General features: G+C 63.9%; 18 protein-coding genes. 6 read left to right on the top strand and 12 right to left on the bottom strand.

Features of this window, described 5'->3' with window-relative positions:
• Positions 1-339: 339 nt before the first annotated feature.
• The 12 genes from ADJ95_RS04130 to ADJ95_RS04185 all read right to left on the bottom strand — a co-directional run bounded on the left by ADJ95_RS04130 (position 340) and on the right by ADJ95_RS04185 (position 16,709).
• On the bottom strand, positions 340-2,388 hold the full coding sequence (locus tag ADJ95_RS04130) for an ATP-binding cassette domain-containing protein (RefSeq protein ID WP_049332859.1): 2,049 nt from the start codon (positions 2,386-2,388) through the stop codon (positions 340-342).
• A gap of 9 nt (positions 2,389-2,397) precedes the next feature.
• On the bottom strand, positions 2,398-3,588 hold the full coding sequence (locus ADJ95_RS04135; RefSeq protein WP_049332862.1) for a hypothetical protein: 1,191 nt from the start codon (positions 3,586-3,588) through the stop codon (positions 2,398-2,400).
• A gap of 195 nt (positions 3,589-3,783) precedes the next feature.
• Complete coding sequence (locus tag ADJ95_RS04140) at positions 3,784-4,638, bottom strand: hypothetical protein (RefSeq protein ID WP_049332864.1); 855 nt, start codon at positions 4,636-4,638, stop codon at positions 3,784-3,786.
• 623 nt (positions 4,639-5,261) lie between these two features.
• Positions 5,262-6,767 carry an Asp-tRNA(Asn)/Glu-tRNA(Gln) amidotransferase subunit GatB gene (gatB, locus tag ADJ95_RS04145; protein ID WP_049332865.1) on the bottom strand — a complete coding sequence of 502 codons (1,506 nt, stop codon included), beginning with the start codon at positions 6,765-6,767 and terminating at the stop codon, positions 5,262-5,264.
• Complete coding sequence (gene gatA / locus ADJ95_RS04150) at positions 6,767-8,371, bottom strand: Asp-tRNA(Asn)/Glu-tRNA(Gln) amidotransferase subunit GatA (RefSeq protein WP_049332868.1); 1,605 nt, start codon at positions 8,369-8,371, stop codon at positions 6,767-6,769. Before gatA ends, gatB begins: the two co-directional genes overlap by 1 nt.
• 15 nt (positions 8,372-8,386) lie before the next feature.
• Positions 8,387-8,683: an Asp-tRNA(Asn)/Glu-tRNA(Gln) amidotransferase subunit GatC gene (gatC, locus tag ADJ95_RS04155; protein ID WP_049332870.1), complete on the bottom strand. Its 297-nt coding sequence runs from the start codon at positions 8,681-8,683 to the stop codon at positions 8,387-8,389.
• A 242-nt stretch (positions 8,684-8,925) separates the two neighbouring features.
• Complete coding sequence (locus ADJ95_RS04160) at positions 8,926-9,681, bottom strand: transglycosylase family protein (protein WP_049332873.1); 756 nt, start codon at positions 9,679-9,681, stop codon at positions 8,926-8,928.
• A gap of 731 nt (positions 9,682-10,412) precedes the next feature.
• Positions 10,413-12,665 (bottom strand): NAD-dependent DNA ligase LigA, encoded by a 2,253-nt coding sequence (gene ligA, locus ADJ95_RS04165; protein ID WP_049332876.1) that lies wholly within the window; start codon positions 12,663-12,665, stop codon positions 10,413-10,415.
• A 158-nt stretch (positions 12,666-12,823) separates the two neighbouring features.
• Positions 12,824-13,717, bottom strand: coding sequence for a PP2C family protein-serine/threonine phosphatase (locus tag ADJ95_RS04170; RefSeq protein WP_049332878.1), 894 nt, complete (start codon positions 13,715-13,717; stop codon positions 12,824-12,826).
• Complete coding sequence (locus tag ADJ95_RS04175; RefSeq protein ID WP_049332880.1) at positions 13,714-14,892, bottom strand: adenylate/guanylate cyclase domain-containing protein; 1,179 nt, start codon at positions 14,890-14,892, stop codon at positions 13,714-13,716. Before ADJ95_RS04175 ends, ADJ95_RS04170 begins: the two co-directional genes overlap by 4 nt.
• A gap of 307 nt (positions 14,893-15,199) precedes the next feature.
• On the bottom strand, positions 15,200-15,688 hold the full coding sequence (locus ADJ95_RS04180) for a hypothetical protein (RefSeq protein WP_049332882.1): 489 nt from the start codon (positions 15,686-15,688) through the stop codon (positions 15,200-15,202).
• Positions 15,689-15,752: 64 nt separating this feature from the next.
• Complete coding sequence (locus ADJ95_RS04185; protein ID WP_049332884.1) at positions 15,753-16,709, bottom strand: biotin--[acetyl-CoA-carboxylase] ligase; 957 nt, start codon at positions 16,707-16,709, stop codon at positions 15,753-15,755.
• A gap of 281 nt (positions 16,710-16,990) precedes the next feature.
• On the opposite strand from ADJ95_RS04185, the gene ADJ95_RS04190 reads away from it, so the two are divergent.
• From ADJ95_RS04190 to ADJ95_RS04215, 6 genes are all read left to right on the top strand, one after another.
• Positions 16,991-17,272: a YciI family protein gene (locus ADJ95_RS04190; protein ID WP_049332886.1), complete on the top strand. Its 282-nt coding sequence runs from the start codon at positions 16,991-16,993 to the stop codon at positions 17,270-17,272.
• 250 nt (positions 17,273-17,522) lie between these two features.
• Positions 17,523-19,124, top strand: coding sequence for an acyl-CoA carboxylase subunit beta (locus ADJ95_RS04195; protein WP_049332888.1), 1,602 nt, complete (start codon positions 17,523-17,525; stop codon positions 19,122-19,124).
• A gap of 130 nt (positions 19,125-19,254) precedes the next feature.
• Entirely contained in the window at positions 19,255-19,668 is a 414-nt protein-coding gene (locus ADJ95_RS04200; protein ID WP_049332891.1) for an acyl-CoA carboxylase subunit epsilon, read from the top strand.
• Positions 19,669-20,081: 413 nt separating this feature from the next.
• Entirely contained in the window at positions 20,082-21,020 is a 939-nt protein-coding gene (locus tag ADJ95_RS04205; protein WP_239662775.1) for a restriction endonuclease, read from the top strand.
• Between the two features lie 462 nt (positions 21,021-21,482).
• Entirely contained in the window at positions 21,483-23,873 is a 2,391-nt protein-coding gene (locus ADJ95_RS04210; RefSeq protein ID WP_049332894.1) for a restriction endonuclease, read from the top strand.
• Positions 23,874-24,090: 217 nt separating this feature from the next.
• Positions 24,091-25,851 carry a DUF885 domain-containing protein gene (locus ADJ95_RS04215; protein ID WP_049333126.1) on the top strand — a complete coding sequence of 587 codons (1,761 nt, stop codon included), beginning with the start codon at positions 24,091-24,093 and terminating at the stop codon, positions 25,849-25,851.
• The last annotated feature ends 24 nt before the right edge of the window (positions 25,852-25,875 follow it).

Genomic DNA, 25,875 nt, shown 5'->3' on the forward strand with positions numbered 1-25,875 from the left:
GATAGCGTGGGATTACGCGTTCCTGCTGACCAACCTCGGCGTTACCAAGTAGTTGCTCTCTTAAATAGAACGCTCCGTCTGTATCTAAGTGATACGGACGGAGCGTTCTTCGTTTATCCCTGCTCCTGTGGCGGTTCGCTACACACTTCCTCCGCGCCTACGCAGGGGCACCCGTCACACGGGCGCTCCGCCCTTCCTCGCTTCGCTGCGGAGAGCACCCGTGTGACACCCTGAGGGCGCTTCCGGAAGGTGTAGCCTCACCGCCTGGTCCGCATAGGCTACGGAGAACGCCCTGATGTCACTACGGACGACACCGCCCCTCCGCGCCTTCCTCAACGACTAGCCTGCCGCCAGGGTCTGTGCCGGATCAATACGAGAAGCCTTCGCCGCCGGGTACAGACCAGCCAACACACCAACCAGCGCACCAGCGCCCAGGCCCAGCAGAATAGTGTCGGCACTAATAATCGGCGTCCAACGGTTCAGCAAAGACACAATCGAAATGCCGTTAACCGCCAGCACAATACCAGCCACAGCGCCCAAAATACCGGTCAGCAGCGCCTCCGCCGAGAACTGCAGCAGAATACCCGAAGGGCGCATACCAATAGCCAGACGCAAACCAACCTCACGGCGACGCTCCATCACCGCAACCAAGAACGTATTCATAATGCCCATCGCACCAATCACGAGGGTAATAACGCTCATGGCAAGAAGCATGGTGCGTTGCTGCTGGTCGACAGCCTCACGAAGAGTCTTCGGCTCCGGCGGAACACTCACGCTATACAGCGCGGGACGTTCCGGCGAGAGCGCGTACGGTGCTTCCTCCGCAATCTGGTTTGCGGCACCGGCAACAGTACTCACCACAATCTGAGTGGAACGCTTACCGGTCTGCGCCGCAACTGCACCACCACCGGCAGCGGGCTGCGCTTCTTCAACATCGGCACCAGGCTTCGCGCCCAGAGGCAGGTAGACCGAACCGTACGACAGAGTCAGCGAGGGATTCTCCCGCACCACACCGATGACGGTGTACGGCTCATCGTGAATATAAACCGTAACTCCGGGGCTATAGGGCAGCGCGAGCTGGCGCATCACACTTTCGCTGAGCACCACGACCTTATCGTTCCGCTCCATATGCCCCTCGTCGAAGGTGCGGCCCCACACCAGTTCATGACCCTGCACGCTAAAGATACTGGGAGTTGCCGCAAGGACAGCAGCCGTCACGTTCGCGCCGCGCTCGCCAAAGTTGTCGGGACCGCGCTGAATATCGGTGGATTCATACAGCTGATCCACCAGCGCGGTACCGGTCACTCCGTTCAGCTGGCTAACGCGCCGGTAGTTCTCACTTGCCGCCAGGCTCAATAGTTCAGCCCGGCTCATGGATTCGGTTCGGGTCGAGCTTATCGTCAGGTGCTTAGCCCTAAAAATGTCGAAGCTGTCAGCCAGCTGCCCAGAAATGGTGGCGGTCAGACCAACGGTCAGCACGAGCGAAGCGATACCCAGAACCACACCAAGCATGGTGAAGATATTGCGCCTCACCCGGTGCACGGTAGCGTCCCAGGCTTCTTTGAGGGAGGCGAGTGCCCAAGGTGCACGACCGCTCCCCTGCGGCTTAGAGGCTTGTTCCTCAGTAAAGCTAGGCTGGTTCAGAAGCTCACGGGCGGTCGTTTCTTCCTGCCGCGGTGCATCCTGCTCGATGAGTTGCCCCTCGTGCATACGTAGCACCCGGTCGCAGTGCTCCGCCACGAGCGGGTCGTGAGTAATCACAATCGTGCTTTGCTGATCGCCCGTACATTCGCGGAGCAGGTCAATGACTTCACGGGTGAGCTCTTCATCCAGCGAGCCGGTCGGCTCATCACAAAGCAGCAACGCTGGTTCCCCAATGAGCGCACGAGCAATAGCCACACGCTGCTTTTCACCGCCTGAGAGAGTGGTGATGGGTGCATCCGTTCGGTGGCTCAACCCCAGCAGGGCGAGAGTATCCGCAACACGTTGCGTTCGTTCCGCTTTGGGCACGCCACGGTAGATGAGCGGTAGCTCAACGTTGCGGTACACGTTCTTATGCTCGATGAGGTGGAACGCCTGGAAGACGAAACCGATGCTGTCTAGGCGCGCTTCAGCTCGCTGTGCCGCGTTGAAGGTTGCGGTGTCTGTACCGTCCAGCAGGTAGCTGCCGGAGGCGGGCGTGCTGAGCAGACCGAGGATGTTCAGCAGGGTTGATTTGCCGCTGCCGGACGGTCCCAGGATTGCGACGACTTCTCCGTAGCGGACTTTCAGGTCAATATTTTTGAGCACGTCAATTCGAGTGTCACCCTGCATAAAGTGCTGGGACACTCCCTGAATATCGACGCTATAGGCTGGTGGGTGCGCGTGAGCGGCGCGGGAGTCAGTCATGGCTACTCCCTACTTTTTCTCACGCATGATCTTGACGCTGTCGCCTTCGTGCAGGTCACCGGTGACGGCGTTCTTGCCGTTGGCGTTGCTGATGACGGTAACGGTTACCTCGCGTTCTTCGCGGGTCTTCGATCCGTTGGAGCTTTCGGGGCCGAGCACGATGACTCGGGTCTGTCCGTCACGGGTGTAGAGCGCCGATGAGGGTACAACCAGGTGCGCTTCGGGGGTTTCTTCGAGGGTGAGTTCCGCGTTGACGGCGCCTCGGAGGCTGTCCGCCTTATCCCCTACGTCGAGGGTGAGGATGCGTTCCCCTTCGGTGCTTCCTGCCGCACCGGCTGCACCGTTGAGGTTGGAGCCAGCCGCACCTTCTGCACCATTGGCCTGGCGACCGGCCTGGCTGTTGCCTGCGGCACCTACGGCTTCGGTGGTGTTCTTGTATCCGAGGGTTGCGACGTACTCAGTATCACCGAGGGAGGGCACGGTTACCTTCTGGCCGCTACGGGCTTCGGGGGTGAGCCTGCCGGTGGTTCCGGTGCAGCTGAGGGTCTTGCTACCTTCTGCGATGGTGGCTACGGGACCGTCTGCGATAGCGCCGGTTGCGCGGGGGTTGCCGGTGACGAGTCCGGCACGGTTGATGATGAGGAAGTAGCGGGCGGGAATAGGCTGGTCAGTCTTGACGTGCGCGTAGCCGAGGCTGTCGAGGAGGTTGTTGAGAGCCTCGTAGGTGTCTTCGGTGATTCGTGCGGGCTGCGGGCCCTGACGTCCCATGGCGGTCAGTGCCTCGTTGAGGAGTGCGGCGTCGGGGCCGCTATCGTCGAGTTTGAGGTCGCGGTAGAGCGCGAAGCCGCCGGTGAGGGTGATGAGAGGTTCACCGTTGACTTCTGCGATGAGGGTTCCGTTGCCGACGGTGTCACCGTGTTTGATGGTGATTGCGGTGTATTGTCCTTCGCCGCTGTAGCGTAGCGGGGTTGAGGTGGCGTAGTTCGCGGTGCAGGTCAGGGGTACGGTGGTGCGCAGTTTTTCGCGGGCGACCGTGGCGGTGATGGTGGAGGGGTCCGGGGGTGCCGCTTCCGCGTCTTTTTGGGCGGTGGTTTTGATGTTTTGGGCGCTGATGAGCGTACCGACGGTGATGATGAGGAGCAGGGCGATAATGCCGTAAAGCCAGAGGGTTTTCTTCTGGCGGGTGGGGGTGGCGCTCATGGGGTCCCTTCTTTGGGTGCGCGTACGGGAACGCTATTGTCTGTGCCGTTTGGGCTTAGGCGGCGGTGCCGTGTGGGGTTAGTTTGTGCCCGGCACGGGGATACGTGCCGGGCACAATACGCTGTGACGAGGTGCAGCCTCCGTGGCTACTCTGTATGCCTGTTCTGGATAGTCCGGTCTGATTAGCCCGGAGAGTTAGCTCAGAATCTTTCGGGCGTTCTCTTCAGCAGTTTTCTTGGCGGTGGTCACCTGCTCGATGAGACCCTGCTCCTTTTCGAGGAAGGAACTCAGGTAAGCGATAGCCATCTTTCGCTGTTCTGCATCTAGCCCGGTTGCTTCGCGGCAGGTCGCATCGTTGATTGCCAGTTCGTGGGTGTCTTGGTTGTTCTGGCGGTACTGTTCGCGAGCCATAACCGGCGTGGTGTAGTCTCCCCCGAAGCGTTCCTTCATACACTGTGCCCACTTCTCGGTGGCGGGCCCAAGGTCTTTGAAGATTGCGTCGTTGTTGAGGTAGTGAACCGCAGTGACGTAGACCTTTTTTATGGTCGCACGGGATTCTTCTGAACCGAAGACTGCGCGGGTGGCTTCTTGTTGGCAACCACCCTTTCCTTCGGTGCCGTTTAGAGCCTGCATTTCGGCTTCGCTCATAGTACGGCTCTGCTCTTCCAGTGCTGTAGTAGCCAAAGAGTAGCGCTCTTCGTATCCGCGAGCGCGGGCGTCCGCAACGGTGAGAGGTTCAAGATCAGCCTGCAGAAGCAGCGGGATTTCAGTTTCTCCGGCAGGAACCTTGTAGTTCGGGAAACCTCGTTCAGTCATGCACTGGCTCAGGGAACGCTGGTAGGCACGAACAACGTTGTCAGAAAGTGAGGCGAGGTTCTCTACTTTTTCGATAGCTTGACTATCGGGGCTCTTGGAGGCGCTATACGCCTTCTCAGCGTTAGCGGACGCCGAGGAGTCGGCACTGGGCTGCCCGGATGCGCAGGAGCTAAGCAGCAGGGTTAGCGGGAGTAGAGCCCCGGCTAGGGTTCGTAGGGTGTTCTGTCGACGCATAGGTGGGCACTTCCTCGTGAAATATAGCTGCATCTTTGTCCGCTCGTTCTGGGGCTCTTCGTTGTTTGCCCTTGAGAGAAGATGATTTGAACACTAGCCTACTATGCGCCGGGGGGGGAGGCAAGGGGGGCGGTGTCGTCTGTAGTGACATCAGGGTGCCCGAACTTAACGCCCCAGCCAGGGCGAGCCGGTGCACCTTCCGGAAGCGACATCAGGGTACCCTCTCGGGTGCTCTCCGCAGCGAAGCAAAGAGAAGCGGAGTACCCGAGAGGGTGGGTTCCCCTGCAGGAGCGCAGGAAGGTGTGCACCGGCACGCTCCAGTAGCGAGGCTGAGAGAGTCTCCGCGCGGTTATCCGAAGCACATGTTCGGAAAACGCGGCCGCACCCGCACAGTACCCCAGCGAGGAAAGGCGGTATCGTCCGAAGTGACATCAGGGTGCCCGAAGCGAAGCGAGGGCGGGTTCCCTGTAGGAACGAGGACGAATACCGCTTTCCACGCGGAATCTAAGCGGAACCGTGCATCCCGCACAGAACCTGGAATGGGACAAGAGAGCACGAAAGAGGCGCCGCCTCCCACACGGGAGACAGCGCCTCTTTCGTTAGAGCCGGGTCAGCGGAAAAGCTTAGCCTTCCACACCGCACTCAGCCAGAATCAGCTCACGCACGCGGGCGGCGTCAGCCTGACCGCGGGTAGCCTTCATGACCTGACCGACGATAGCGCCAGCAGCCTGAATCTTGCCGGCACGGATCTTGTCGGCGACGTCGGGCATTGCTGCCAGGGCTTCCTGAACGGCTGCGGTGAGTGCGCCGTCGTCGGAGACCACTGCCAGGCCGCGGGCTTCAACGATTTCGGCGGGGGTGCCTTCACCGGCGAGGACGAACTCGAGCACCTGGCGGGCAATCTTGTCATTAATCTTGCCTTCGCCAATGAGCGCTTCGAGGGCGACCACGGTTGCGGGCTCCACGCCGAGGGCGGTGAGCTCAACCTCAGCCTGCTTTGCGCGGCGGGCGATTTCGCCCATCCACCACTTGCGGGCTGCCGCAGCGGTTGCACCCGCGGCGACGGTCTCTTCGATGACGTCGAGTGCACCTGCGTTCACCACATCGCGGAACTCTTCGTCAGAGTAGCCCCATTCGTTCTTGAGGCGGCGGCGGCGCTCTGCCGGCGGTTCGGGCAGCTCGGCGCGCAGACGCTCAATCCATTCGCTGTTGGTGACGACCGGGACCAGATCCGGCTCCGGGAAGTAGCGGTAGTCGTCAGCATCGGACTTGGGGCGACCCGAGGAGGTTTCGCGGGTGTCTTCGTGCCAGTGGCGGGTCTCCTGGGTGACCTTCTCGCCGCGTTCAAGGATTGCGGCGTGGCGGCGAATCTCGTAGCGGACGGCGCGTTCGACCGAGCGCAGGGAGTTCACGTTCTTGGTCTCGGAGCGGGTGCCGAACTTCTCTGCGCCCTTGGGCATGAGGGAGACGTTGGCGTCGCAGCGGACGTTACCGCGTTCCATGCGGGCGTCGGAGATGCCGAGGGAGCGCACGATGTCGCGGATGGCGGCAACGTAGGCGCGGGCCAGCTCGGGTGCTCGCTCGCCGGCGCCGACGATGGGTCGGGTCACGATTTCGATGAGCGGCACGCCGGCACGGTTGTAGTCGACCAGGGAGAAGGTTGCACCCTGGATGCGGCCGTCGGCACCGCCGACGTGGGTAAGCTTACCGGCGTCCTCCTCCATGTGGGCGCGCTCAATCTCGACGGTGAAGATGGTGCCGTCGTCGAGCTCGACGTCCAGGGAGCCGTTTTCGGCGATGGGGCCGTCGGCCTGGGAGGTCTGGAAGTTCTTCGGCGAGTCCGGGTAGAAGTAGTTCTTACGGGCGAAGTAGGACTTATCCGCGATATCGCAGCCCAGCGCCAGGCCGAGCTTGATGGCGGACTCGACGGCGGTCTTGTTCACCACGGGCAGCGCGCCGGGCAGGCCGAGCGAGACGGGGGTGATGTTGGTGTTGGGCGTATCGCCGAACTCGTTGGGTGCGGAGTCGAACATCTTGGTGTTGGTGTTCAGCTCGACGTGCACCTCGAAGCCGAGGACGGGGTCGTACTTCTCGATGGCTTCTTCGAAGCTGAGGACTTCTTCACTCATTACTTGGTTCCCCCAAAGTCAAAGTCGCGGATCAGGGTTTCGGTGTCGGGCAGGCTCTTGTAGAGCGGTGCGCCCCACTTTGCGGTCAGCAGTTCTTCCAGGGCTGCACCGACGCGGTAGAGGCGAGCATCCTCGCGGGCGGGTGCGGTGAACTGGATGCCGACGGGCAGGTTGTTCTCCTCGGAGAGGCCGCCGGGCAGGGAGAGCGCCGGGACGCCCGCCAGGTTGACGGGCACGGTGGCGACGTCGCCCAGGTACATGGCCATGGGGTCGCCTTCGGTCTTCTCGCCGAGCTTGAACGCGGTGGAGGGTGCGGTCGGGGAGATCAGCACGTCGCACTTTTCGAAGGCGGCGGCGTAGTCGCGCTGGATGAGGGTGCGCACGCGCAGTGCGGCGCCGTAGTAGGCGTCGTAGTTACCTGCGGACAGTGCGTAGGTGCCGAGGATGATACGGCGCTTAACCTCGTGGCCGAAGCCGGCGGCGCGGGTGGCGGCCATGACTCGCTCGATGGTGACGGGGCCGTCCTCGGGCACGACGCGCAGGCCGTAGCGCACGCCGTCGTAGCGTGCCAGGTTGGAGGACACCTCGGAGGACATGATCATGTAGTAGGCGCTGATGGCCTCGGTGACGGAAGGCAGGGAGACCTCAACGATCTCGGCGCCCGCGGCGCGCAGAGCCTCGACGGATTCGCGGAAGCGCGCGAGCACGCCGGCCTCGAAGCCTTCGCCATCGCCGCCGCCGAGCTCCTTGATGACGCCGACGCGCAGGCCGGAGAGGTCACCCTTGCGGGCTGCTTCTGCGCCTGCCTTGGCTTCTTCGGCGAAGTTGCCGGGCGTATCGGGCAGGGAGGTGGAGTCGAGCGGGTCGTGGCCTGCGATGACCTCGTGCAGCATGGCGGTGTCGAGCACGGTGCGTGCAACGGGACCGACCTGGTCGAGGGAGGACGCCATGGCGATGACGCCGTAACGGGAGACGGAGCCGTAGGTGGGCTTGACGCCGACGCTACCGGTCAGCGCTGCGGGCTGGCGGATGGAGCCACCGGTGTCGGTACCCAGGGCCAGGGGCGCCTGGAACGCGGTGACGGCCGCTGCGGAGCCGCCGCCGGAGCCGCCGGGGGCGCGGTCGAGTGCCCAGGGGTTGCGGACCACGCCGAATGCGGAGTGCTCGTTGGAGGAGCCCATGGCGAATTCGTCGAGGTTGGTCTTGCCGAGGATCGGCATGCGTGCCTCGCGGACCTTGCGGGTGACGGTGCCGTCGTAGGGGCTCATCCAGCCTTCAAGCATGCGGGATGCTGCGGTGGTGGGCTGACCCTTGGTGACGATGAGGTCCTTAACGGCGATGGGCACGCCGGCCAGCGGGGGCAGTTCCTTGCCCGCTGCGCGGTCTGCATCCACTGCTGCCGCGGTGGCGAGTGCTTCTTCGGCGTTGACGTGCAGGAAGGCGTTGAGGCCGCTCTTGCCGTCTGCGCGGTTATCGCTCAGGGGTGCGCCATCGGTGGCGGCGATGCGGTCCAGGTGCGCCTGGGTGAGTTCGACGGAGGTAATCTCGCCGGCGGCCAGCTTGGCGGCGGCTTCGGCGGCGGTGAGCTGAATCAGTTCGTTCACTTGGTGTGTCTCCTCTTAGTCTTCGTCGAGGATTGCCGGCACGCGGAACTTGCCGTCCTGTGCGTCGGGGGCGCCGGAGAGCGCCTCTTCCTGGGTGAGGGTCGGGACGGGTACGTCTTCGCGGAAGACGTTCTCGAGGGGGATCGGGTGGCTGGTCGCGGGGATGTCGGCAGTTGCTTTCTGCGACATGGTCTCAACGGATGCGACGATGATGTCGAGTTCAGACGCCATCGCGGTGAGTTCTTCATCGGTCATCTCAATGAGTGCCAGCGATGCCAGGTGCTTGACCTGTTCAAAGGTGATGGCAGACATGGTTCTCCCGTAGTTTTGTTTTTTGTTTCTTCTCTAGTGTAGTGGAGGTTGGGTTTCTCGTCTCTTCGGGAGGCGTTCTGCCTACCTATCGGTCGGGGTACCGCCCGAGGGGGCGTGCGGCGGCGACCTTCACCGGGTACGTTCGGCTCCGCTACCGGAGGTTAACGCACAACGCCCCGCTCCTTCGGTGAAGGGCGGGGCGTTGTGGTACAGCGTCAGAACGACCGCTTCAGGGGTGAACCTTATGCGGGGATGTTCAGGACCTGGCCGGGGAAGATCAGGTCAACGTTGTAGATGATGTCGGTGTTCGCAGCGGCGATTGCCTGGTAGCCACCTGCAACGCCGAGCTTCGAAGCGATCAGCGACAGGGAGTCACCGGGAACCACGGTGTAGGTGCCTGCGGCAGCCTTGGGAGCTGCAACGGGTGCGGCTGCGGGAGCCTCAACTGCCGGTGCTGCCGGTGCTGCTGCGGGAGCCTCAACTGCTGCGGGAGCTGCCTGAGCTGCCGGTGCTGCTGCGGGAGCCTCAACTGCTGCGGGTGCAGCCTGAGCTGCAGGAGCTGCGGGTGCAGCCTGTGCCGCGGGAGCGGTGTAGGTCTGCTGGGTCTGCGACTGTGCAGCCACGGTGGTGGTGGGCTCGGTGTAGGTGGGAGCTGCGCCGGTCTTGCCGTAGAGGCCAAGCTTAGCGGAGCATGCGGGCCATGCGCCCCAGCCCTGGATAGCGAGCAGACGCTCGCCTGCCTCGATCTGCTGTGCACGGGTAGCGTTCGCGGGGGAGCCGGACATGCCGACGCCGTTCCAGGACTGCTGGGTGAACTGCAGACCGCCGTAGAAGCCGTTACCGGTGTTGATGGACCAGTTACCACCGGACTCGCACTGTGCCAGTGCGTCCCAGGTAGCACCGTCTACTGCGTTTGCAGCGGGCATCGACATGGTAGCTGCTGCAACGCCACCGATGGCGAGAGCTGCTGCGGTACGACGAATGGAAGTGTTCTTCATAATGCTCCTTGGGGCCGTCCCCGCTCGTTCCGTCCCCGGAACTCTGGCGCGGCGCCGCTCACCCTTTGATAACGAAGTAGGTTACTCATTTTCTGGCTCTACCATGTGAGCGGCTCTCCATCGATTTCATGTCACCGTGAGCGATTCTGCGCTAGTGCGCGGAATCCGGTGGCACTTCCTCGGTGGGGACGTGCGGTAGAACCGGGCATCGTTTCAAGCATTCCAAGCTTGAAACCACATAAGCGATTCCCTGACGAGAATCTTTCTGGTCTCCAAGATAGCCGAGGTTGTGGCGGTTTCCAACCCCGTTTTAGGTTCACAGCGAACGTCCTGACTTCTCCCAGGGTTCTTTAAGGTAAAGAGTGCAGGAAACGTTAACCCCCCGATTGAATCCCGGGGTTTTCGACCCGTTTTCCCCGGTATTCCGGGGTTTTCTTGGGGGTTTAGCCGGATGCGCTCCCCCGCCCTCCGCCTCCTTTAATGGGTACTCGTACCACCCCAATAGGGGATTCGAACAGCGTGTAAAAAAATTTTAAATATTTCTACGCTCTCGGAGTGTTTTAAGCTCTCCAACCCCCAGAAACTGTGGTAATTACAAGTGCCAAATTTTGGTATTCGGGCCCCGAAGAACACTCTTCGGGGCCCGAACGGCGTACATACATACCTCAATACCCCGTATCACGCGGCCCACAGTACCGCGGCCCACGGAGACAGGGGAATACCTCGACGGCTTACGCCTCCGACTCTCCGGAGGTGCTTTCGGAGCCGGTCTCAAGCGCCTCCGGGCCGCCCTCGAGCAGGGCGGTGAAGCCCTCCTCATCCAGCACCCGCAGGCCCAGAGCCTCGGCCTTATCCAGCTTCGAGCCGGCGTTCGCGCCGGCCACCACAAAGTGGGTCTTCTTCGAGACCGAACCGGAGGCCTTGCCGCCTCGAGAAATAATCGCTTCCTTTGCCCCGTCGCGGGTGTAGCCGTTCAGGGTGCCGGTCACGACCACGGTCAGACCCTCCAGGGTGCGCTCCACCGATTCGTCGCGGCTGTCCTCCATGCGCACGCCGGCGGCGGCCCAGGAGTCCACGATTTCGGCGTGCCAATCCTCAGCGAACCACTCGATAATCGAGTCCGCAATGGTGGGGCCCACGCCGTCCACCGAGGCTAGACGCTCGCGATCTGCCTCGCGGATAGCCTGCATCGAACCGAACTCCGCGGCGAGCGCGCGGGCAGCGGTCGGGCCCACGTGGCGAATAGAGAGGGCAACCAGCACGCGCCACAGCGGCTGCTGCTTAGCCTTCTCCAGCTCGGCGAAGAGGTTCAGCGTATTCTTCGTGGGCTTCGGCTCGGGGCGCGCCTTGGTCGGCTTGGTGTAGAAGTAGGGCACGCGCTCCATCTTCCCGGTGCCCACGCCCTTGACCTTCTTCTCACGCTCGATGGTCACCTCGCGCAGGTCCTCAGGGGTCAGGTCGAAGAGATGCGCCTCGGTGGTCAGCGGAGGGGTGTCCGGGGTTGCGGGGCTGGTGAGCGCCTTGGCGGCCTCGAAGCCCAGCGCCTCAATGTCGAAGGCACCGCGGCTTGCCGCGTAGTACACACGCTCGGTCAGCTGCGCCGGACAGGAGCGGGGGTTCGTGCAGCGCAGGTCCACGTCGCCCTCCTTGCCGGGGGCCAGCAGCGAACCGCAGGAGGGGCACTCGCTGGGCATGACGAACTCGCGTTCGGTGCCGTCACGCAGGGCGACCACGGGGGCGACGATTTCGGGGATCACGTCGCCTGCCTTGCGCAGCACCACGGTGTCGCCGATGAGCACGCCCTTAGCCTTGACCACGTCCTGGTTGTGCAGGGTGGCCCGCTCCACGGTCGAGCCCGAGACGAATACGGGCTCCATGACGCCGTAGGGGGTCACGCGGCCGGTGCGTCCCACGTCCACGCGGATGTCCAGCAGCTTGGTGTTCACCTCTTCGGGCGGGTACTTGTACGCCACGGCCCAGCGCGGCACGCGAGAGGTGTAGCCCAGCTGCGCCTGGGTTGCGAAATCGTTGACCTTGATGACGATGCCGTCAATCTCGTGCACGAGGGAGTGGCGTTGCTCGCCGTAGCGGTTGATGAAGTCGAAGATGCCCTCGACCGAATCGGTCAGCTCACTGTAGGGGCTCACGGGCAGGCCCCAGGAGGCGAGCAGGTCGTAGGTCTCAAACTGGGTGGCAATCTCCAGGCCGGTACGCGAGCCGATACCGTGCACGTACATGCTCAGCGGGCGCGATGCGGTCACCGCCGGGTCCTTCTGGCGCAGCGAACCTGCCGCTGCGTTACGCGGGTTCGCGAAGGGGTTCTTGCCGGCGGCAATCATGGACTCGTTGAGCTTCTCGAAGTCGGCGGAGGAGATGAACACCTCGCCGCGAATCTCGATTTCTTCGGGGTGGCCCTCGCCGCTCAGCCGCTGTGGGATGCTGGCGATGGTGCGCACGTTGTGGGTGACGTCCTCGCCGGTGGTGCCGTCACCGCGGGTTGCCGCGCGCACGAGGGTGCCGTTGCGGTAGAGCAGGTTCACGGCCAGGCCGTCAATTTTCAGCTCGGTGAGCCAGCGCGGGGCGGCGCCGGTAAGGTTGCGGACGCTCTCCTCGGTCTTGGTCAGCCAGGCGCGCAGCTCCTCGAAGGAGAAGACGTCCTCGAGGGAGTACATGCGTTCCAGGTGGGTGACGGGCGCGAAGGCTTCAATGGCTTCGCCGCCGACCTCCTGGGTGGGCGAGTCGTTGGCGATGATGAGCGGGTGCTCGGCCTCGATGATTTCGAGGCGGCGGTACAGCGCATCGTACTCGGCGTCGGAGAGGAACGGTGCGTCCTCGTTGTAGTAGGCGCGGCGGGCGGCGCGAATCTTATCTGTCAGCTCCGCGTATTCGGCGCGCAGGGCATCCGTAATCTTCTCGGAGTTTTCTGCGGGGCTCTCTGCTCGAGTCTCAGCGGGTGCGGTGGTGGGGGCGTTGTTCTCAGTCACCCGTCCAGTTTAACGTGTTGGGGCGCGCTCCTCCCCCGCCGCCGTCACGGCGGGTCCTTCCCGGCCGGTTTCCCGCGGGTAGAGTTCACCCCCCCCCGCATCCTGCCGGCACTCGAGCGAGTACCCGCTGAAGGCGGGGGTGCATCAGAACTATGGGTTTAGGCCTCGACGGCATCCGCCACGATGACGGTAATGTTATCGCGGCCGCCCGAGCGCAGCGCCTCGTGCTGCAGCACGTCCGCGGCGTCCTGCGGGTGACGAATCGAGGTGAGCACGCGGGCCATGTACTCGTGCGACAGCTCGCCGGAGAGGCCGTCGGAGCAGAGCATCAGGCGGTCGCCGGGGCGTGCGGGCAGAACCCAGAAGTCCGGTTCCCAGTAGTTGCCGGTGCCCAGCGCGCGGGTAATCACGTTGCGGCGCGGGTGGGTTAGCGCCTCCATGGGCGTAATCTGGCCCTCGTCGACCAGGTACTGCACCTCGGAGTGGTCCGTCGTAATCTGCTCCAGCGATGCGGCGCCCTCGGAGCCGGGCAGCTTCTCCATGCTGGAGTGGTGGATGCCGTCGTCCTCGCGCATCAGGCGGTAGGTACGGGAATCGCCGATGTTGAAGACGACCCACAGGTTCTGCCGGCCGATGCGGGTCAGCCACGCACCGGTCACGGTGGTGCCGCCGGAACGCGAGAGAGCTTCCTTGATCTCCTCGTTGGTTTCGCCGAGGATGTCGTGCAGACGGTCGAGTGCCTGCACGATTTCCTTGTTCAGCTCGGCGTTGATGCGGCGGCGGCGCTTGACCGGGTCGCTCTCGTCAATGGCGGCGATGCGTTCGGCGTAGGCCGCCTGCTCGCTTTCGCTGCGGCCGCCGGGCATCGTGAAGAAAGGCGAGTAGGCGAGCTGACGCACGCACAGGCGTGAGGCGACCTCGCCGGCTTCGTGGCCGCCCATGCCGTCCGCGACCACGCAGAGGGAACCGGCGACGACCATCGAATCTTCGTTGTTTTCTCGATGTGCGCCGCGGTGAGTGGCACCGCCGGTACGTAGTTTCAGTTCAGTCATGAGAGGTTGATCTCCATAGTGTAGTGTGCGCGACGGGTCACCGCCACGGGGTCTACGTTACCAAAGCTTCGGACGTTTCGCGTTCCCTGGGATGTGAGGGTGTAATGATTTCCCACCTGTCGGAGCGTGTTTGCCGTCTCATTATCGGTGAGCACGGTTCCCGGTTCAGCCAGGGAAACCAGGCGCGAGGCCAGGTTTACGCTGGAGCCGTACACGTCGCCGCGGTTGGCCAGAACCTCGCCCCAGATGAAGGCGACGCGCACATCCGGCAGCTGCGGATCTGCACCGATCTTTTCGGAGAGCTGCAGGCTAATCTCGGCTATCGCATCCGGGGTTTCGGTGAGGAAGAACACCTCGTCGCCGAGAGTCTTAATGATGCGTCCGCCCAGAGGCGCGATGACGTCCAGGCAGCTCTGCTCGAAGTGGTTAATGAGCTGCGAGAGGGCCGCCGCATCCAGGTTGCGCACCAGGGAGGTGTACGAGACCAGGTCCACGAAGCCCACGCCGCGCACGAGCGGCAGGTGGGCGATACCCGAGCTGGTGGCGCTGTTCTCGCGCAGGCCCAGGCGCAGGATTCCGGCGTACATCTGGCGGCGGTAGGCGTAGACGGCCAGGTGCTCGAGCGCCTCGAGGTAGCGGGGGAAATCCAGAAGCAGCTTGCGGCGGGCCTCGTTGTCGTCCACGTTCTCGGTGACCATGATGTTGTGCACCAGGGCCTCAATCTGCCAGGCGACCGTGCGATCGGTCAGCTGGCCCTCGGCGCGTACCAGGGACACCACGTACTCCATGCGAATCGTGCCCTCGTCGTCCAGTGCTCGCAGGTCGGCGAGCATGCGCACATCGGTATCGGTGAAGTAGGGAACGTTCGGGGCGATATCGGGGAACCCCATGTTGCGCCAGATGCGGCGGGCCGCCTCCAGCGGAATCCCGGCACACTCCGCGGCCTGCGAGGGGGTGTAGCGGCTGCCGTCGCCGAGCAGGGACTTTTCGAGGGCGCGCACGCCCTCCTTGGAGCGTTCGTCCCGGTAGATATTGTTTTGGGCGAGGTTCTGCAGAATCTTGAGGTTGAGCATCTGGGTTTCGGGGCCCATGCTCCCGCCGGAAGAACCCGCCGGAGCGGCGTCGCCCGATTCCCGCGGAGAGGGTTCGGGTCGGTAGTGGTTCGCCGTGCTCATAACCGTTACCGGTCCTTTCTTCTCTGCCGGATGAATAGTTCGTTGTTCTGCCCGGGCTTGCGCCATCCGCCGGAGCATTAAATGCCTGCCGCGCGAGCGCTTCCCGCCGGTTGGGGCACCTTCCGCCGCGGCGAATCGTGCCCTGCACCCCACCCGGCGTGTGGTTCCGGGCTCACCTCTACCCCCATGAGAGGGCTCGGTAGTGGAGTATTTCACAGTTAAGGATACTCCAGTCAGCGTTTTTCCGGCGGGGTTCAGCCGAGGGTCTGTCCCACGAGTCCGCTTTGGCGCGGCGAAACGGTGAAGTTTAGATGTAGCCGGCGCGCAGGGGGTAGTGCTCGCGGTAGGCCGACTCCAGCTCCGCGTCGAAGCGTTCGGGGGCGGGAACGTAGCGCAGACGGTGGTGCACTCCGCGGCACACCACGTAGACCGAACCGTACCCCAGCCAGGACCCCGGAGCGCTCTCACGCACCCAGCGCTGCCCGAGCGAATCCAGGTAGAGAGACTCGTCGCCCGTGCGGGTCACGAGCCCCCGTCGCACCACCAGGCGGTGCGTGGTGATGAGGTACCCGGTGGTCAGCCAGCGCCACCCGATGCGCAGTGCGCCGATGAAGAACGCGGCCGCCGCAATTGTGCCGACCCACCAGAGGATCGCGGAGGAACGGGCCGTGGATGCGAAGGCCGCCGCCGCGATGCCGAGCAGCAGGCAGGTGAGGCTGGGCAGCAGTGCCCCCGGGTGCTGGCGGGTCGCGACGATGACGTATTCGCCGGGGTTGAGTTGTCCGCGCAGGCGCATGGCACTCCTCGATTGGTGGTGGGTCTGGTGTTGGCGAGTCGGTCGCCGGGGTCTTCTCGTACCTCTAGTGTGCCGGTCGGAAGTCCCCGTAGCTACCGTTGGTCGGGCGCAGGTGCTCAATATCGCCCACCGCGTAGGGGGCGAGCGTGCCGTCCTCGCGACGAATCAGGATGCGTCCCTGCGCGTCCATGTCCTCGGCCACGCCGCGCACGACGCTGCCGTCGGGCAGGCTCATGGCCACCTCGGCGCCGAGGGTGGAGCACACGGCGCGGGCCGCATCCAGCAGGCTGGGCGCGCCGGTGAGGGGGTCGGCGGCCTCGGGGTCTCCCCCGGCGCGCAGGAAGGCGCGGTAGCGTCGGGCGAAGGCGATCAGCAGGCGCTCGAGCACCTCGGTCGAGTCGACGGTGCGTCCCGTGCACAAAAGCAGGCTCGTGGCGGTGGGGACCGGGAGCTGCCCTGCGGTCATATTGGTGTTCTGGCCGATGCCCACGATAATGCTGCGCAGCCCCTCGTTGGCTCCGCTTTCGGGTACGAGCTGGGCGAGCACGCCGCAGCCCTTCGCCCCGTTGGCGATAACGTCGTTGGGCCATTTGAGGTGGGCCTCGGCGCCGTAGTGCCGCCAGATGTCCACGACGCTCAGCCCGGCCACGAGGGTGAGCCAGTGGTAGCTGTCTTCGGGCAGTTCGCGGGTACCGGGTTCGGTCGAGGCGTGGGGGCGCACCACGATGCTCGTGGCCAGGCACGCGCCGGGCGGCGCGGTCCAGGGGCGAGCCAGTCGTCCTCGGCCGTCGCTTTGGTAGAGGGTTGAGAAGACGGAGAGTTCGCCGAGGCTTTCGCGGTCGGCGTCGGTTCCGTTCATGAGCAGTTCGCGGGCCCGGGTGGTGGTGGAGTCCACGCTGTCGAAGAGGTGCACGCTCGCGTAGCCGGCATCCAGGGCGGCGGTGCGGGCGCGGGGTGCATCCAGCACGGTGGTATCCAGCACGGTGACCGGAGTCCGTTCGCTCTCGTTGCTTTCGGTCATGTTCTCCCCCGGTTTGTTCTGGTTTTTGGTTTGTTCTGGTTTTCGTGCTTCGCGCGGCACCCGTCGGCACGTTGCGGCCCGTTCGGTTCTGCCCAAATGGTGCGGGTTCTCACGATATCATCAAGCGGCCGTCCACCGCGCCCCTTCCCTCGCTTTCTTTGCGTGCCCGCTGTTCCCGGCGGCGACGAGACGGTACATTAGACAGTGCGGGTGTGTAATGCACCGAAGCAGATGCGGGGTCCGCCCCGCTCACCCCGAGTTTTAGCCCGAAGGAAGTCCCCATGGCTCACTACGCAATTACCTACGTTTACGCCGCACCCGAGGAGCAGGCCAAGTACCGTCCGGCTCACCGCGAGTACCTGGCCTCCCAGATTGAGGCCGGCAACCTGATTGTTTCCGGACCCCTGCTCGACGGTGAGGTCGCGACCGGCGCCCTGCTGATTGCGAAGGTCGATTCCGCGGAGGACGCCGAGAAGATTGTGGCTAACGACCCCATGAACGTCGGCGGCGCCGTGGTTTCGCACACCGTGACCGCCTGGAACCCCGTGTTGGGCACCATCTAGTCGTTTTCCGTCGTCGATACGGAGCTTCCCCTCCCGCGGCCCATAAGGGCCCGCGCGGAGGGGATTTCTGCGTGCACGCGAGTGTATCTAACGATGGGATGTGCGCTCTTCGTCTGGCATGTGTGCCCCAGTTCGCACTATAGTTTAAGGATATGCACTGTTATGTCCGTCCCGTCGTCGGGGAGGGCAAACATCCATCACCGCAACCACTGGCTCCCGTCGCGTCGGGTAGGAGCAGGAACGAGGAATAATGTCCGAGAACCTCCAGCAGGAATATGATCTGAGCACCACCGCCGGTAAGCTCGCCGATTTTTACGCGCGCCGCGAGCGTAGCTACGTGCCCAGCGGTGAGGCAGCCATCGAAAAGCAGCATGCCCGTGGTAAGAACACCGCCCGCGAGCGCATCGAAATGCTCCTGGACGAGGGCTCTTTCGTTGAGTTCGACGCCCTGGCGCGGCACCGCACCACGGCCTTCGGCATGGAGTCGAAGAAGCCTCTCGGCGACGGCCTGGTCTCCGGCTACGGCACGGTGGATGGCCGCCTGGTCGCCGTGTACTCTCAGGATTTCACCGTGTACGGCGGTTCCCTCTCGCAGGTCAACGGCGAGAAGATCGTGAAGGTGCAGAAGTTTGCGCTGAAGAACGGCTGCCCCGTCATCGGCATTAACGACGGCGGCGGCGCCCGCATCCAGGAGGGTGTGGCCTCGCTGGCGATGTTCGCCGATATCTTCCGTATGAACGTGCGCGCCTCCGGCGTGATCCCGCAGATTTCGGTCATTATGGGCCCCTGCGCCGGCGGTGCGGCGTACTCCCCCGCCCTGACCGACTACATCGTCATGGTGGATAAGACCTCCCACATGTTCATCACCGGCCCGGACGTCATCAAGACCGTGACCGGCGAGGACGTGGACATGGAGACCCTGGGTGGCGCGCGTCAGCACAATTCCGTGACCGGCACCAGCACCTACCTGGCCGAGGATGAGGACGACGCCTTCGACTTCGTGCGCGAGCTGCTGGAGTTCCTGCCCTCGAATAACCTCACGGAGTCCCTGCCGCTTGAGCACGATCAGGATCCCGAGGTGACCGTGGACGACCTGGATCTGGATACCCTGATTCCGGATTCGGCCAACCAGCCCTACGATATGCGCGAGGTTATCGAGTCGGTCGTGGACGACGGCCACTTCCTCGAGATGCAGGCGCTGTACGCCCCGAACGTGATGATTGGTTACGCCCGCGTTGAGGGCCGCACGGTCGGTATCGTCGCCAACCAGCCGATGCAGTTCGCCGGCTGCCTGGACATTTCGGCTTCCGAGAAGGCCGCCCGCTTCGTGCGCAATTGCGATGCCTTCAACATTCCGATTCTGACCTTCGTGGATGTTCCCGGCTTCCTGCCCGGCACCGATCAGGAGTTCAACGGCATTATTCGCCGCGGCGCGAAGCTGCTCTACGCCTACGCGGAGGCGACCGTTCCGCTGGTCACCGTCATTACCCGCAAGGCCTACGGTGGCGCGTACATCGTGATGGGTTCGAAGAAGCTGGGTGCCGACATCAACCTGGCCTGGCCCACCGCCCAGATTGGTGTGATGGGTGCGCAGGGCGCCGTTAACATCCTGTACCGCCGCGAGCTGGCCGCGCTGGCCGCCGAGGGCGGTGACGTTGAGGCACGCCGCGCCGAGCTGATCGCCAAGTACGAGGAGGAGCTGCTGAACCCTTACCAGGCGGCTGAGCTCGGTTACATCGACGAGGTGATCGCCCCGAGCGAGACTCGCGTGCGCATCATCTCCTCGCTGCGCGCCCTGCACGATAAGCGTGCGGCCACCCCCGCGAAGAAGCACGGCAACATCCCGCTGTAAACCTCGCGACAATAGCGTTTCTACTCCCATGTATTGGGGTGCCGCCCGCGCCCCGTACCGCACGGTTCGCTCCCTCCGAAACCAGGAGGGTCGAACCGTGCGGGTTCTTAGGTTCTAAGGAGGCGTGCCGATGGCAGGCTACAATCCGCTGAGTTACTTCTCGTTCGGCAAGAAGAAGGATGCGACGAGCACCTCGGCGACCCCCGCCCCGTCGGGTCGAGGCCGCGAGGGCGCGCACGCTTCCTCGCGCGGCGCGTCCCGGGCACATTCCGAGGCGGCCGTCCCCTCGCCCCGCGGTCGGGCTGAGGTGCATCACGAGGAGGCCGAGGAGCACGAGCCGTTCCTGAAGGTCACGAAGGGCAACCCGACCGAGGAGGAGCTCGCGGCTCTGACCGCCGTGGTGGCCGCGATGCAGGCGAACGCCGCGCACCAGGAGCAGAACACGCTGGTGGGTGCGGCTTCGCGCATCTTGAACCGTCGTCAGCGTCTGGGCGCCTCGTTGCGTCCGGGCCCCGGTTCGTGGAGGCGCGCGCGCCCCATGTAGGCTCTCTCTCCGATTTAGATTGGTTCCCGCCGATTGTCGAAAGACACGGCGGGAATCATTTATTTTCGGGCTTCTTTATCGAAGTAGCACCGTATTCACCGCAAAATACAGATAACCGAACGGTTCCGTCATAATTCACCCGGATAGGGCATAATGATGCGCTTTAGTGATACAATATACGCACAATCATAATAGTGTTGATATACGACAGGGAACGTGTCTAAAAAATGACTAAAAATCACAAGCCCCCTCCGGATGTCTACATCACACTTCTCCTGCCGACGCTCCGGCGCCTGTCGAAAACCTCACCTCGCACAGCCGCCTATATTTGTGAACAGCTACGACAGCAGACAAAGGCCCTCGGCTCGCGGAAGGATCTTCCGGACCTCGAATCCACCGATTTTGCGGCTGCGGTGCATACCACCCTTAAGATCTTGGTGGCGTTGCGTTACGCCCAGCTCATGCCCCGGCTTACCCCGTGGGAGAAGCGCAAGTACCTCCTCACTCCCCTGGGTGCGGAGCTCACCTGCACCCCGCATCTGCACGGCACCGTGCCGCCGCGCGTGGTCAAGCAGGTTCAGTCGCTGTGCGCGCAAAACCTGACCGCCAAGAGCGCCAAAAAGCTTAAGAAACAGGCCAATGCCCTCCTTCAGGAGGCGCAGACGCGGCGCTCGCTCTTCTCTCATTCCTCCGAGGATTCGGGGCTGGATGCGTTCCTCCCGGCAGAGGCTGAAAGCGTGCAGGAGCAACTCGCCGCGACCGGCACCCCCGGAGAGGCGGGCTTCGGTGACGGGGCACCGCAGGGCACTCCCCTCGACGTGATACTCAAGGCCAGCGAATCGCCGATTATGCACGCCCAGGCTGAATTTGCCGAGCATTTTACGCGGGATTTAATTCAGCATATTTACGCCGTTACCCCGGAATATTTTGAGCATATTGTGGCCGATATTTTTACGGCCCTCGGCTTTATCACCGAGGTGACCGGCGGCGTGGATGATAAGGGCGTCGACGTTATTGCCCGCTATTCCGACGGTCTCGATTTCGCTCCCATTTATATTCAGGTTAAGCACTATTGCGGAACCATGAAGGTCACCCCCAATGAGATTCAGAAGCTGGCCGGGGCGGTTCTTCTACACGGCGGTCTGCAGGGTGTGCTCGTGACCTGCGGTTCGTTCGCCCAGCCGGTTCCCGAGTACCTGCAGGGCCTTCCGGGCGCGCGCAATATAGCCCTGGTCGATCAGCACAAGCTGGTGGATCTCATGATTCGCCATCGCGTGGGTGTGCGCGAGGGCGAGGGCGAATGTGGCTACACAATTGACGAAGAGTACTTCGAGAAGGGCATAGAACCCTAACCTACCCCGTGCTGGTGGCGCAGCTACCGCGGCCGCTCGCACGGGGATTTACGCCTGCGGCACGAGCCTGCGATATACGTATGTATATTCGCCGGATATTTGCCGGCTGCGATATGCGCTACGACAAATTCGCTCGGCGCCTGTTTCCCCGCGGTGCCCGTTTATGTCTCGGTAGATTTCTCGGTATTTCTCGTCATTAATTCCGGCACCTATCTTCCGCATATTTTCTTCCGCGTATTTCTCGGCCTACCCCGAAATGGGGAGCGCCGCCTTGTACGGCTAGAATAAAGAATGTTATGCGACGCATATTCCTCGCGTTCTCAGAGCAGAGGACAGCTCCGGGTTAGAGAGATGAGCCCTGCATATTCACTCGGGGGCCGCCCTTACTCGGCCCGAGCGTCGTTCGCGGCGCGTCGCACCACCATAAATTCATACATTTAAATCACGATAAGGAATCCCCCAGTGGCTTTTGTGAATAAAACGATGCTTCACCTCGACCACTCCGACCTGCGTCAGCTGCAGGAACAGACTTCCTGGGAGGCGCTGCCCGAGCAGGCTCACGCCCTCAGCCTCGCGGCCGTCTTCTCGCTTCTGCACCACTTCGAGCGTGCATCCGAGCGGGGCGAGAAGGTTTTCTTCCCCGATACGTACACCCCGGTCGGCGTGGATCTGGGCTTCACCATGACTCAGCGTTTTATCGCCGTCGATGACACCGTGCTCTTCCGCGAGGCCGTCAATAAGCTCATTACCGCCCTCGTCAACAGCGACTACCTGGAGGTTTCCCTCAGCCAGCTGCACCCCGGCAACCTGAACTACGCGCTCAGCGAGGCCGGGCGCGAGCTACTCGCCGCCCCCAAGGAGAGCCAGGCCCGCGACCTCGCGAAGATTCTGCCCCTGCAGACCGGCGTCTACCTGTACTACCTGCAGCGCTTCTACCCCGAGCTGCTCTCGCATCTAACGGTTCGCGAGCTGCTGCCGATCGTGCTGAGCGTCACCCCCTCCTACCCCGCGGCCGCCCCCGTTAAGATTCGCGAGCTGGTGCTGCGCGAGTGCGGTTTCGTGCAGGGCTGGTACGGCCTGTCCTACCTGGAGCAGCGCATCGTTGAGCCCGCCATCGCCCGGGCGCTGAGCCTGCTGACCCGCGCCGGATACCTGCGCACGAAGACCATCCACGAGCACACCGATTCGCCGGTGACCCTGTACTCGCTCTCGCCCGAGGCGAAGGAACTCGTGGCACGCTACCCCGAGCAGGCGGTACCCGCCGCCGAACTGTCCTCGGTGCTGAAGGAGGTTCCCGAGGACGATGCCGCCGCCGTAACCGCAGAGGATATTCTCGCGACCGAGAAGCTGCTGGTGCACATGGGTGCCCTGCTCTTCGGCGTGCTCAACGATGGCGGCGCGGACGTCGAGCTGAGCCTGCCCAGCCTGGAGCAGGTCTTTGAGCGGGACGAACGCCTCAAGGCCGCCGCGGAAAACCCCTACTTCCAGCGCATCGAGGCGCAGGACTACCTCTACGATGTGCTGACCGCGCACCGTTACCTCTCCGAGCGCGACACCGTGTACTCGCTGGGACCGGATTTTGCCCCCGCGCTCGCGCAGGCTCAGGAGCCGAAGGTTGAACGTCTGGTAACCACGGCCCTGCTCGACCCCGCCGCGGTGGACGCGCTGCCCTACCCGCACCAGTTGCTCTACCCGATCCTGAAGATTGTGAGCGAGAGCCCGCGCATCTCGTACTACGACGTGTATGACGAGCTGAAGGTTTCCCTCAACATCCCCTACCTGCAGGGGGAAATCGCGCCGCACCGCTACAAGCTGACCCCGCGCCTGCGCAACCGCTTCTCGGTGGCCATGCACGTGCTCAAGGGTGAGCGGCTCTTGAACGCCCTGCGCGAGGGTACGGGCCGCACCTCCCGCAAGAACCCGGAACGCTACGAGCTGAGCGAGTCGGGTCGCGAGCTGCTGGAGCGCTTCCCCGAGGGCGCCCCGGAGGCGGTGACCGCCCGCATGGCGCCCCTGCCGCCGCAATCGCTCAAGCACAAGCTGCCGCAGGATATTGCCGAGGAGCTTGCCGCCCGCGAGCAGGCGGTGCAGGCAGCCAAGGAGGCGCGCGCCGCCGAGCGTCAGGCCCGCCTGGCCGCTCGTGAGCAGTCGCATCGTGCCGAGCCGGTGCCGGGCGCTTCCCCCGCGTTGCTGGCCCGCCCGGGTGCCGCCGCGCCCGCTACCCCCTCGGCCTCGGAAGCCCTCGCGGTACCCGCCTCGGTTCCGGCCCCCGCACAAGCAACGGCCCCCGCCGTTTCCGAGGCACCCGCCGCAACCGTGAGCGTCGAGCCCTCCGCAGCCCTTGAGGTCGCCGCATCCCAGGTGCGTGAGGCTCTCAAGCGCTACCGCGCGGTCTTCCGCCGCGAGGCCCTGGTCCCGGCGCTGGCGGGCGTGAGCGACGAGCGGTTCCGCCGCATCGGGTTCGATCTGTTCCTCATGCGCGGCTACAGCGTTGAGCCGTTGGATGCTCAGGGCGTGGACGGCGTGGCGACCCCCGCCAGCGGCGATGCAGAACGCGCGTTCTACATTCGGGCCCTGCGTCTGGATTCCGGAACGGTTTCCCCGCGGGAAGTCACCCAATTCTTCCTGGCCGTACACGCCCGAGGCGGTCAGCTCGGCACCTTCATCACGAACACCGCGTTCAGCGATGAGGCCTACGACGAGTTCATCCGCTGCTCGACCAAGTACCCGCAGATTCTGGTGGATCTGGTTTCGGGTAATGAGCTACAGGATCGCCTCATCGCGCACCGCCTGGGCGTGGCCGAAGGAGCCGGCGGTCTGCTCGAGCTGAAGGGCGAGTACTTCACGAGCTAACGGCCCGCGGGGTGGCCGGGCGGAGTCGGGAGGTCCGCATCCGGACGAAAGAGCCGCTATCGAGAGGCCCGTGCACACGAGAATCATCCGTGCGCGCGGGCCCCGTACTCTCCCGGTGCCCCCCCCCGACCGGCCTGCCCCGTCGCGGTGTGTAATAATAGCGCCACAAGAGGGGCATATCGTGGCAGAAGGCACACTGCTGGGTTAGGATATGAACATGAGCACCTACCAGGAACTTCCGAGCATTTACCGCGTGAAGCGCCAGTTGAGCGACGTCGATCAGCTGGCCAACGATTACTTCGAAAAGGTCCTCGACCTTAACCCCGTGCTGGCTACAGAGCTGGGCCGCAAGGGCGTCGAAACCCTCTACCCCGATTACTCCCCCGCCGGTGAGAAGGCGCTACACCGCCTGGCCAAGAAAACCCTCAAGAAGATTGACAGCGTTCTGCCCATCGACGACGTCGACCTGGTCACCTTGGACGCCCTTCAGGAGCGCTTGAGCCTGTACCGTGCCCAGCGCAAGGCGGGCTTCGGCTATTGGCAGCTCAACAACATCACCTCTGTTCCGCAGGAGGTGCGCTCCGTCTTCGACCTCATGAAGCGCAACTCCCGCGAGGACTGGGAGCACATTATCGGCCGCATGCACCGCGTACCCGAGGCGCTGGACGGGCTCGTGCTGAGCCTCGAGGCGGCCCGCGCGGACGGCAAGATTTCCCCGCGCCGCCAGGTGGACATCGTCATCGAGCAGACCGCCGCGTACTACGCGCCCGGCGGTTTCTTTGACGAGCTGGCCGCCGAGGTTGCCGCCGCCGAGCCCGAGCTGGCCGAGGCCGCCGCAGAGGGTGCCGAGCGCGCCAAGGACGGCTACCGCCACCTCAACGACTACCTCGTGACGGTTCTGCAGCCCGCCGCACCCGCCCGCGATGCGGTGGGCCGCGAGGCGTACAGTCTGCACTCGCGCTCCTTCCTGGGCACCACCGTCGACCTGGACGAAACCTACGCCTGGGGTGTGAAGGAGCTGGAGAGCATCATCGCCCGTCAGCGCGAAGTGGCCGAAGAGATTGAACCCGGCGCCAGCATCGAGCGCGCCAAGCAGCTGCTCGACGAAGACCCGAACCGACAGCTGCACGGCACCGATGAGCTGAAGGCGTGGATGCAGAAGCTCGCCGACGCGGCGGTGGAGGACCTCTCCGCCGAGCACTTCGCGATTGGCGGCCCCATGCGCCGCATCGAGTGCTGCATCGCGCCCACCCACGAGGGCGGCATCTACTACACCGGCCCCTCCCCCGACTTCTCGCGTCCCGGCCGCATGTGGTGGTCCGTGCCCGAGGGCGAGGACCGGTTCACGACCTGGCGCGAAACCTCCACTGTGTACCACGAGGGCGTTCCGGGGCACCACCTGCAGATTTCCATCGCCACGGCGCTGGCCGGCACCATGAACTCCTGGCGTACCAACATGCTGTGGGTGTCCGGTCACGGCGAGGGCTGGGCCCTGTACGCCGAGCGTCTCATGGAGGAGCTGGGCTACCTGAAGGATCCGGGCGACCGCATGGGCATGCTGAACGCGCAGCGGATGCGCGCGGCCCGCGTGGTCTTCGATATCGGCGTTCACTGCGAGATGCCGATTCCCGCGGAGTGGGCTGAGCAGCTCGGCGTTGAGCCCGGCACGATTTGGACCTCCGAGCTGGGCTACGAATTCCTGAAGCAGAACCTGGACGAGTCCGAGGGTCACCTGCGTTTCGAGTTCCTGCGCTACCTGGGCTGGCCGGGCCAGGCCCCCAGCTACAAGATTGGTGAGCGCCTGTGGTTGCAGCTGCGCGAGCAGGCCCTGGCCCGCGGCGAGGATATGCGCCAGTTCCACACTCGAGCCCTGATGCTCGGCTCGGTGGGTCTGGACACCCTGCGTCGTGCGCTCACCGACGAGATGATGCTTCCGCTCGAGGCCGAAGACGACGATGACGACGATGACGACGACTAGGCCGTAGCGCCGCGTCGGTTTTTC

This window comes from Rothia mucilaginosa (assembly GCF_001061665.1).
Lineage (GTDB): Bacteria > Actinomycetota > Actinomycetes > Actinomycetales > Micrococcaceae > Rothia > Rothia mucilaginosa_A.

Bases quoted from the DNA above. Each gene is read 5' to 3' on its own strand.
- gatC (WP_049332870.1), bottom strand. From the start codon at position 8,683: ATGTCTGCCATCACCTTTGAACAGGTCAAGCACCTGGCATCGCTGGCA.
- gatB (WP_049332865.1), bottom strand. From the start codon at position 6,767: ATGAGTGAAGAAGTCCTCAGCTTCGAAGAAGCCATCGAGAAGTACGAC.
- ADJ95_RS04215 (WP_049333126.1), top strand. From the start codon at position 24,091: ATGAGCACCTACCAGGAACTTCCGAGCATTTACCGCGTGAAGCGCCAG.
- ADJ95_RS04200 (WP_049332891.1), top strand. From the start codon at position 19,255: ATGGCAGGCTACAATCCGCTGAGTTACTTCTCGTTCGGCAAGAAGAAG.
- ADJ95_RS04160 (WP_049332873.1), bottom strand. From the start codon at position 9,681: ATGAAGAACACTTCCATTCGTCGTACCGCAGCAGCTCTCGCCATCGGT.
- ADJ95_RS04180 (WP_049332882.1), bottom strand. From the start codon at position 15,688: ATGCGCCTGCGCGGACAACTCAACCCCGGCGAATACGTCATCGTCGCG.
- ADJ95_RS04185 (WP_049332884.1), bottom strand. From the start codon at position 16,709: ATGACCGAAAGCAACGAGAGCGAACGGACTCCGGTCACCGTGCTGGAT.
- ADJ95_RS04175 (WP_049332880.1), bottom strand. From the start codon at position 14,892: ATGAGCACGGCGAACCACTACCGACCCGAACCCTCTCCGCGGGAATCG.
- ADJ95_RS04135 (WP_049332862.1), bottom strand. From the start codon at position 3,588: ATGAGCGCCACCCCCACCCGCCAGAAGAAAACCCTCTGGCTTTACGGC.
- ADJ95_RS04130 (WP_049332859.1), bottom strand. From the start codon at position 2,388: ATGACTGACTCCCGCGCCGCTCACGCGCACCCACCAGCCTATAGCGTC.
- ADJ95_RS04140 (WP_049332864.1), bottom strand. From the start codon at position 4,638: ATGCGTCGACAGAACACCCTACGAACCCTAGCCGGGGCTCTACTCCCG.
- ADJ95_RS04170 (WP_049332878.1), bottom strand. From the start codon at position 13,717: ATGACTGAACTGAAACTACGTACCGGCGGTGCCACTCACCGCGGCGCA.
- ADJ95_RS04190 (WP_049332886.1), top strand. From the start codon at position 16,991: ATGGCTCACTACGCAATTACCTACGTTTACGCCGCACCCGAGGAGCAG.
- ADJ95_RS04195 (WP_049332888.1), top strand. From the start codon at position 17,523: ATGTCCGAGAACCTCCAGCAGGAATATGATCTGAGCACCACCGCCGGT.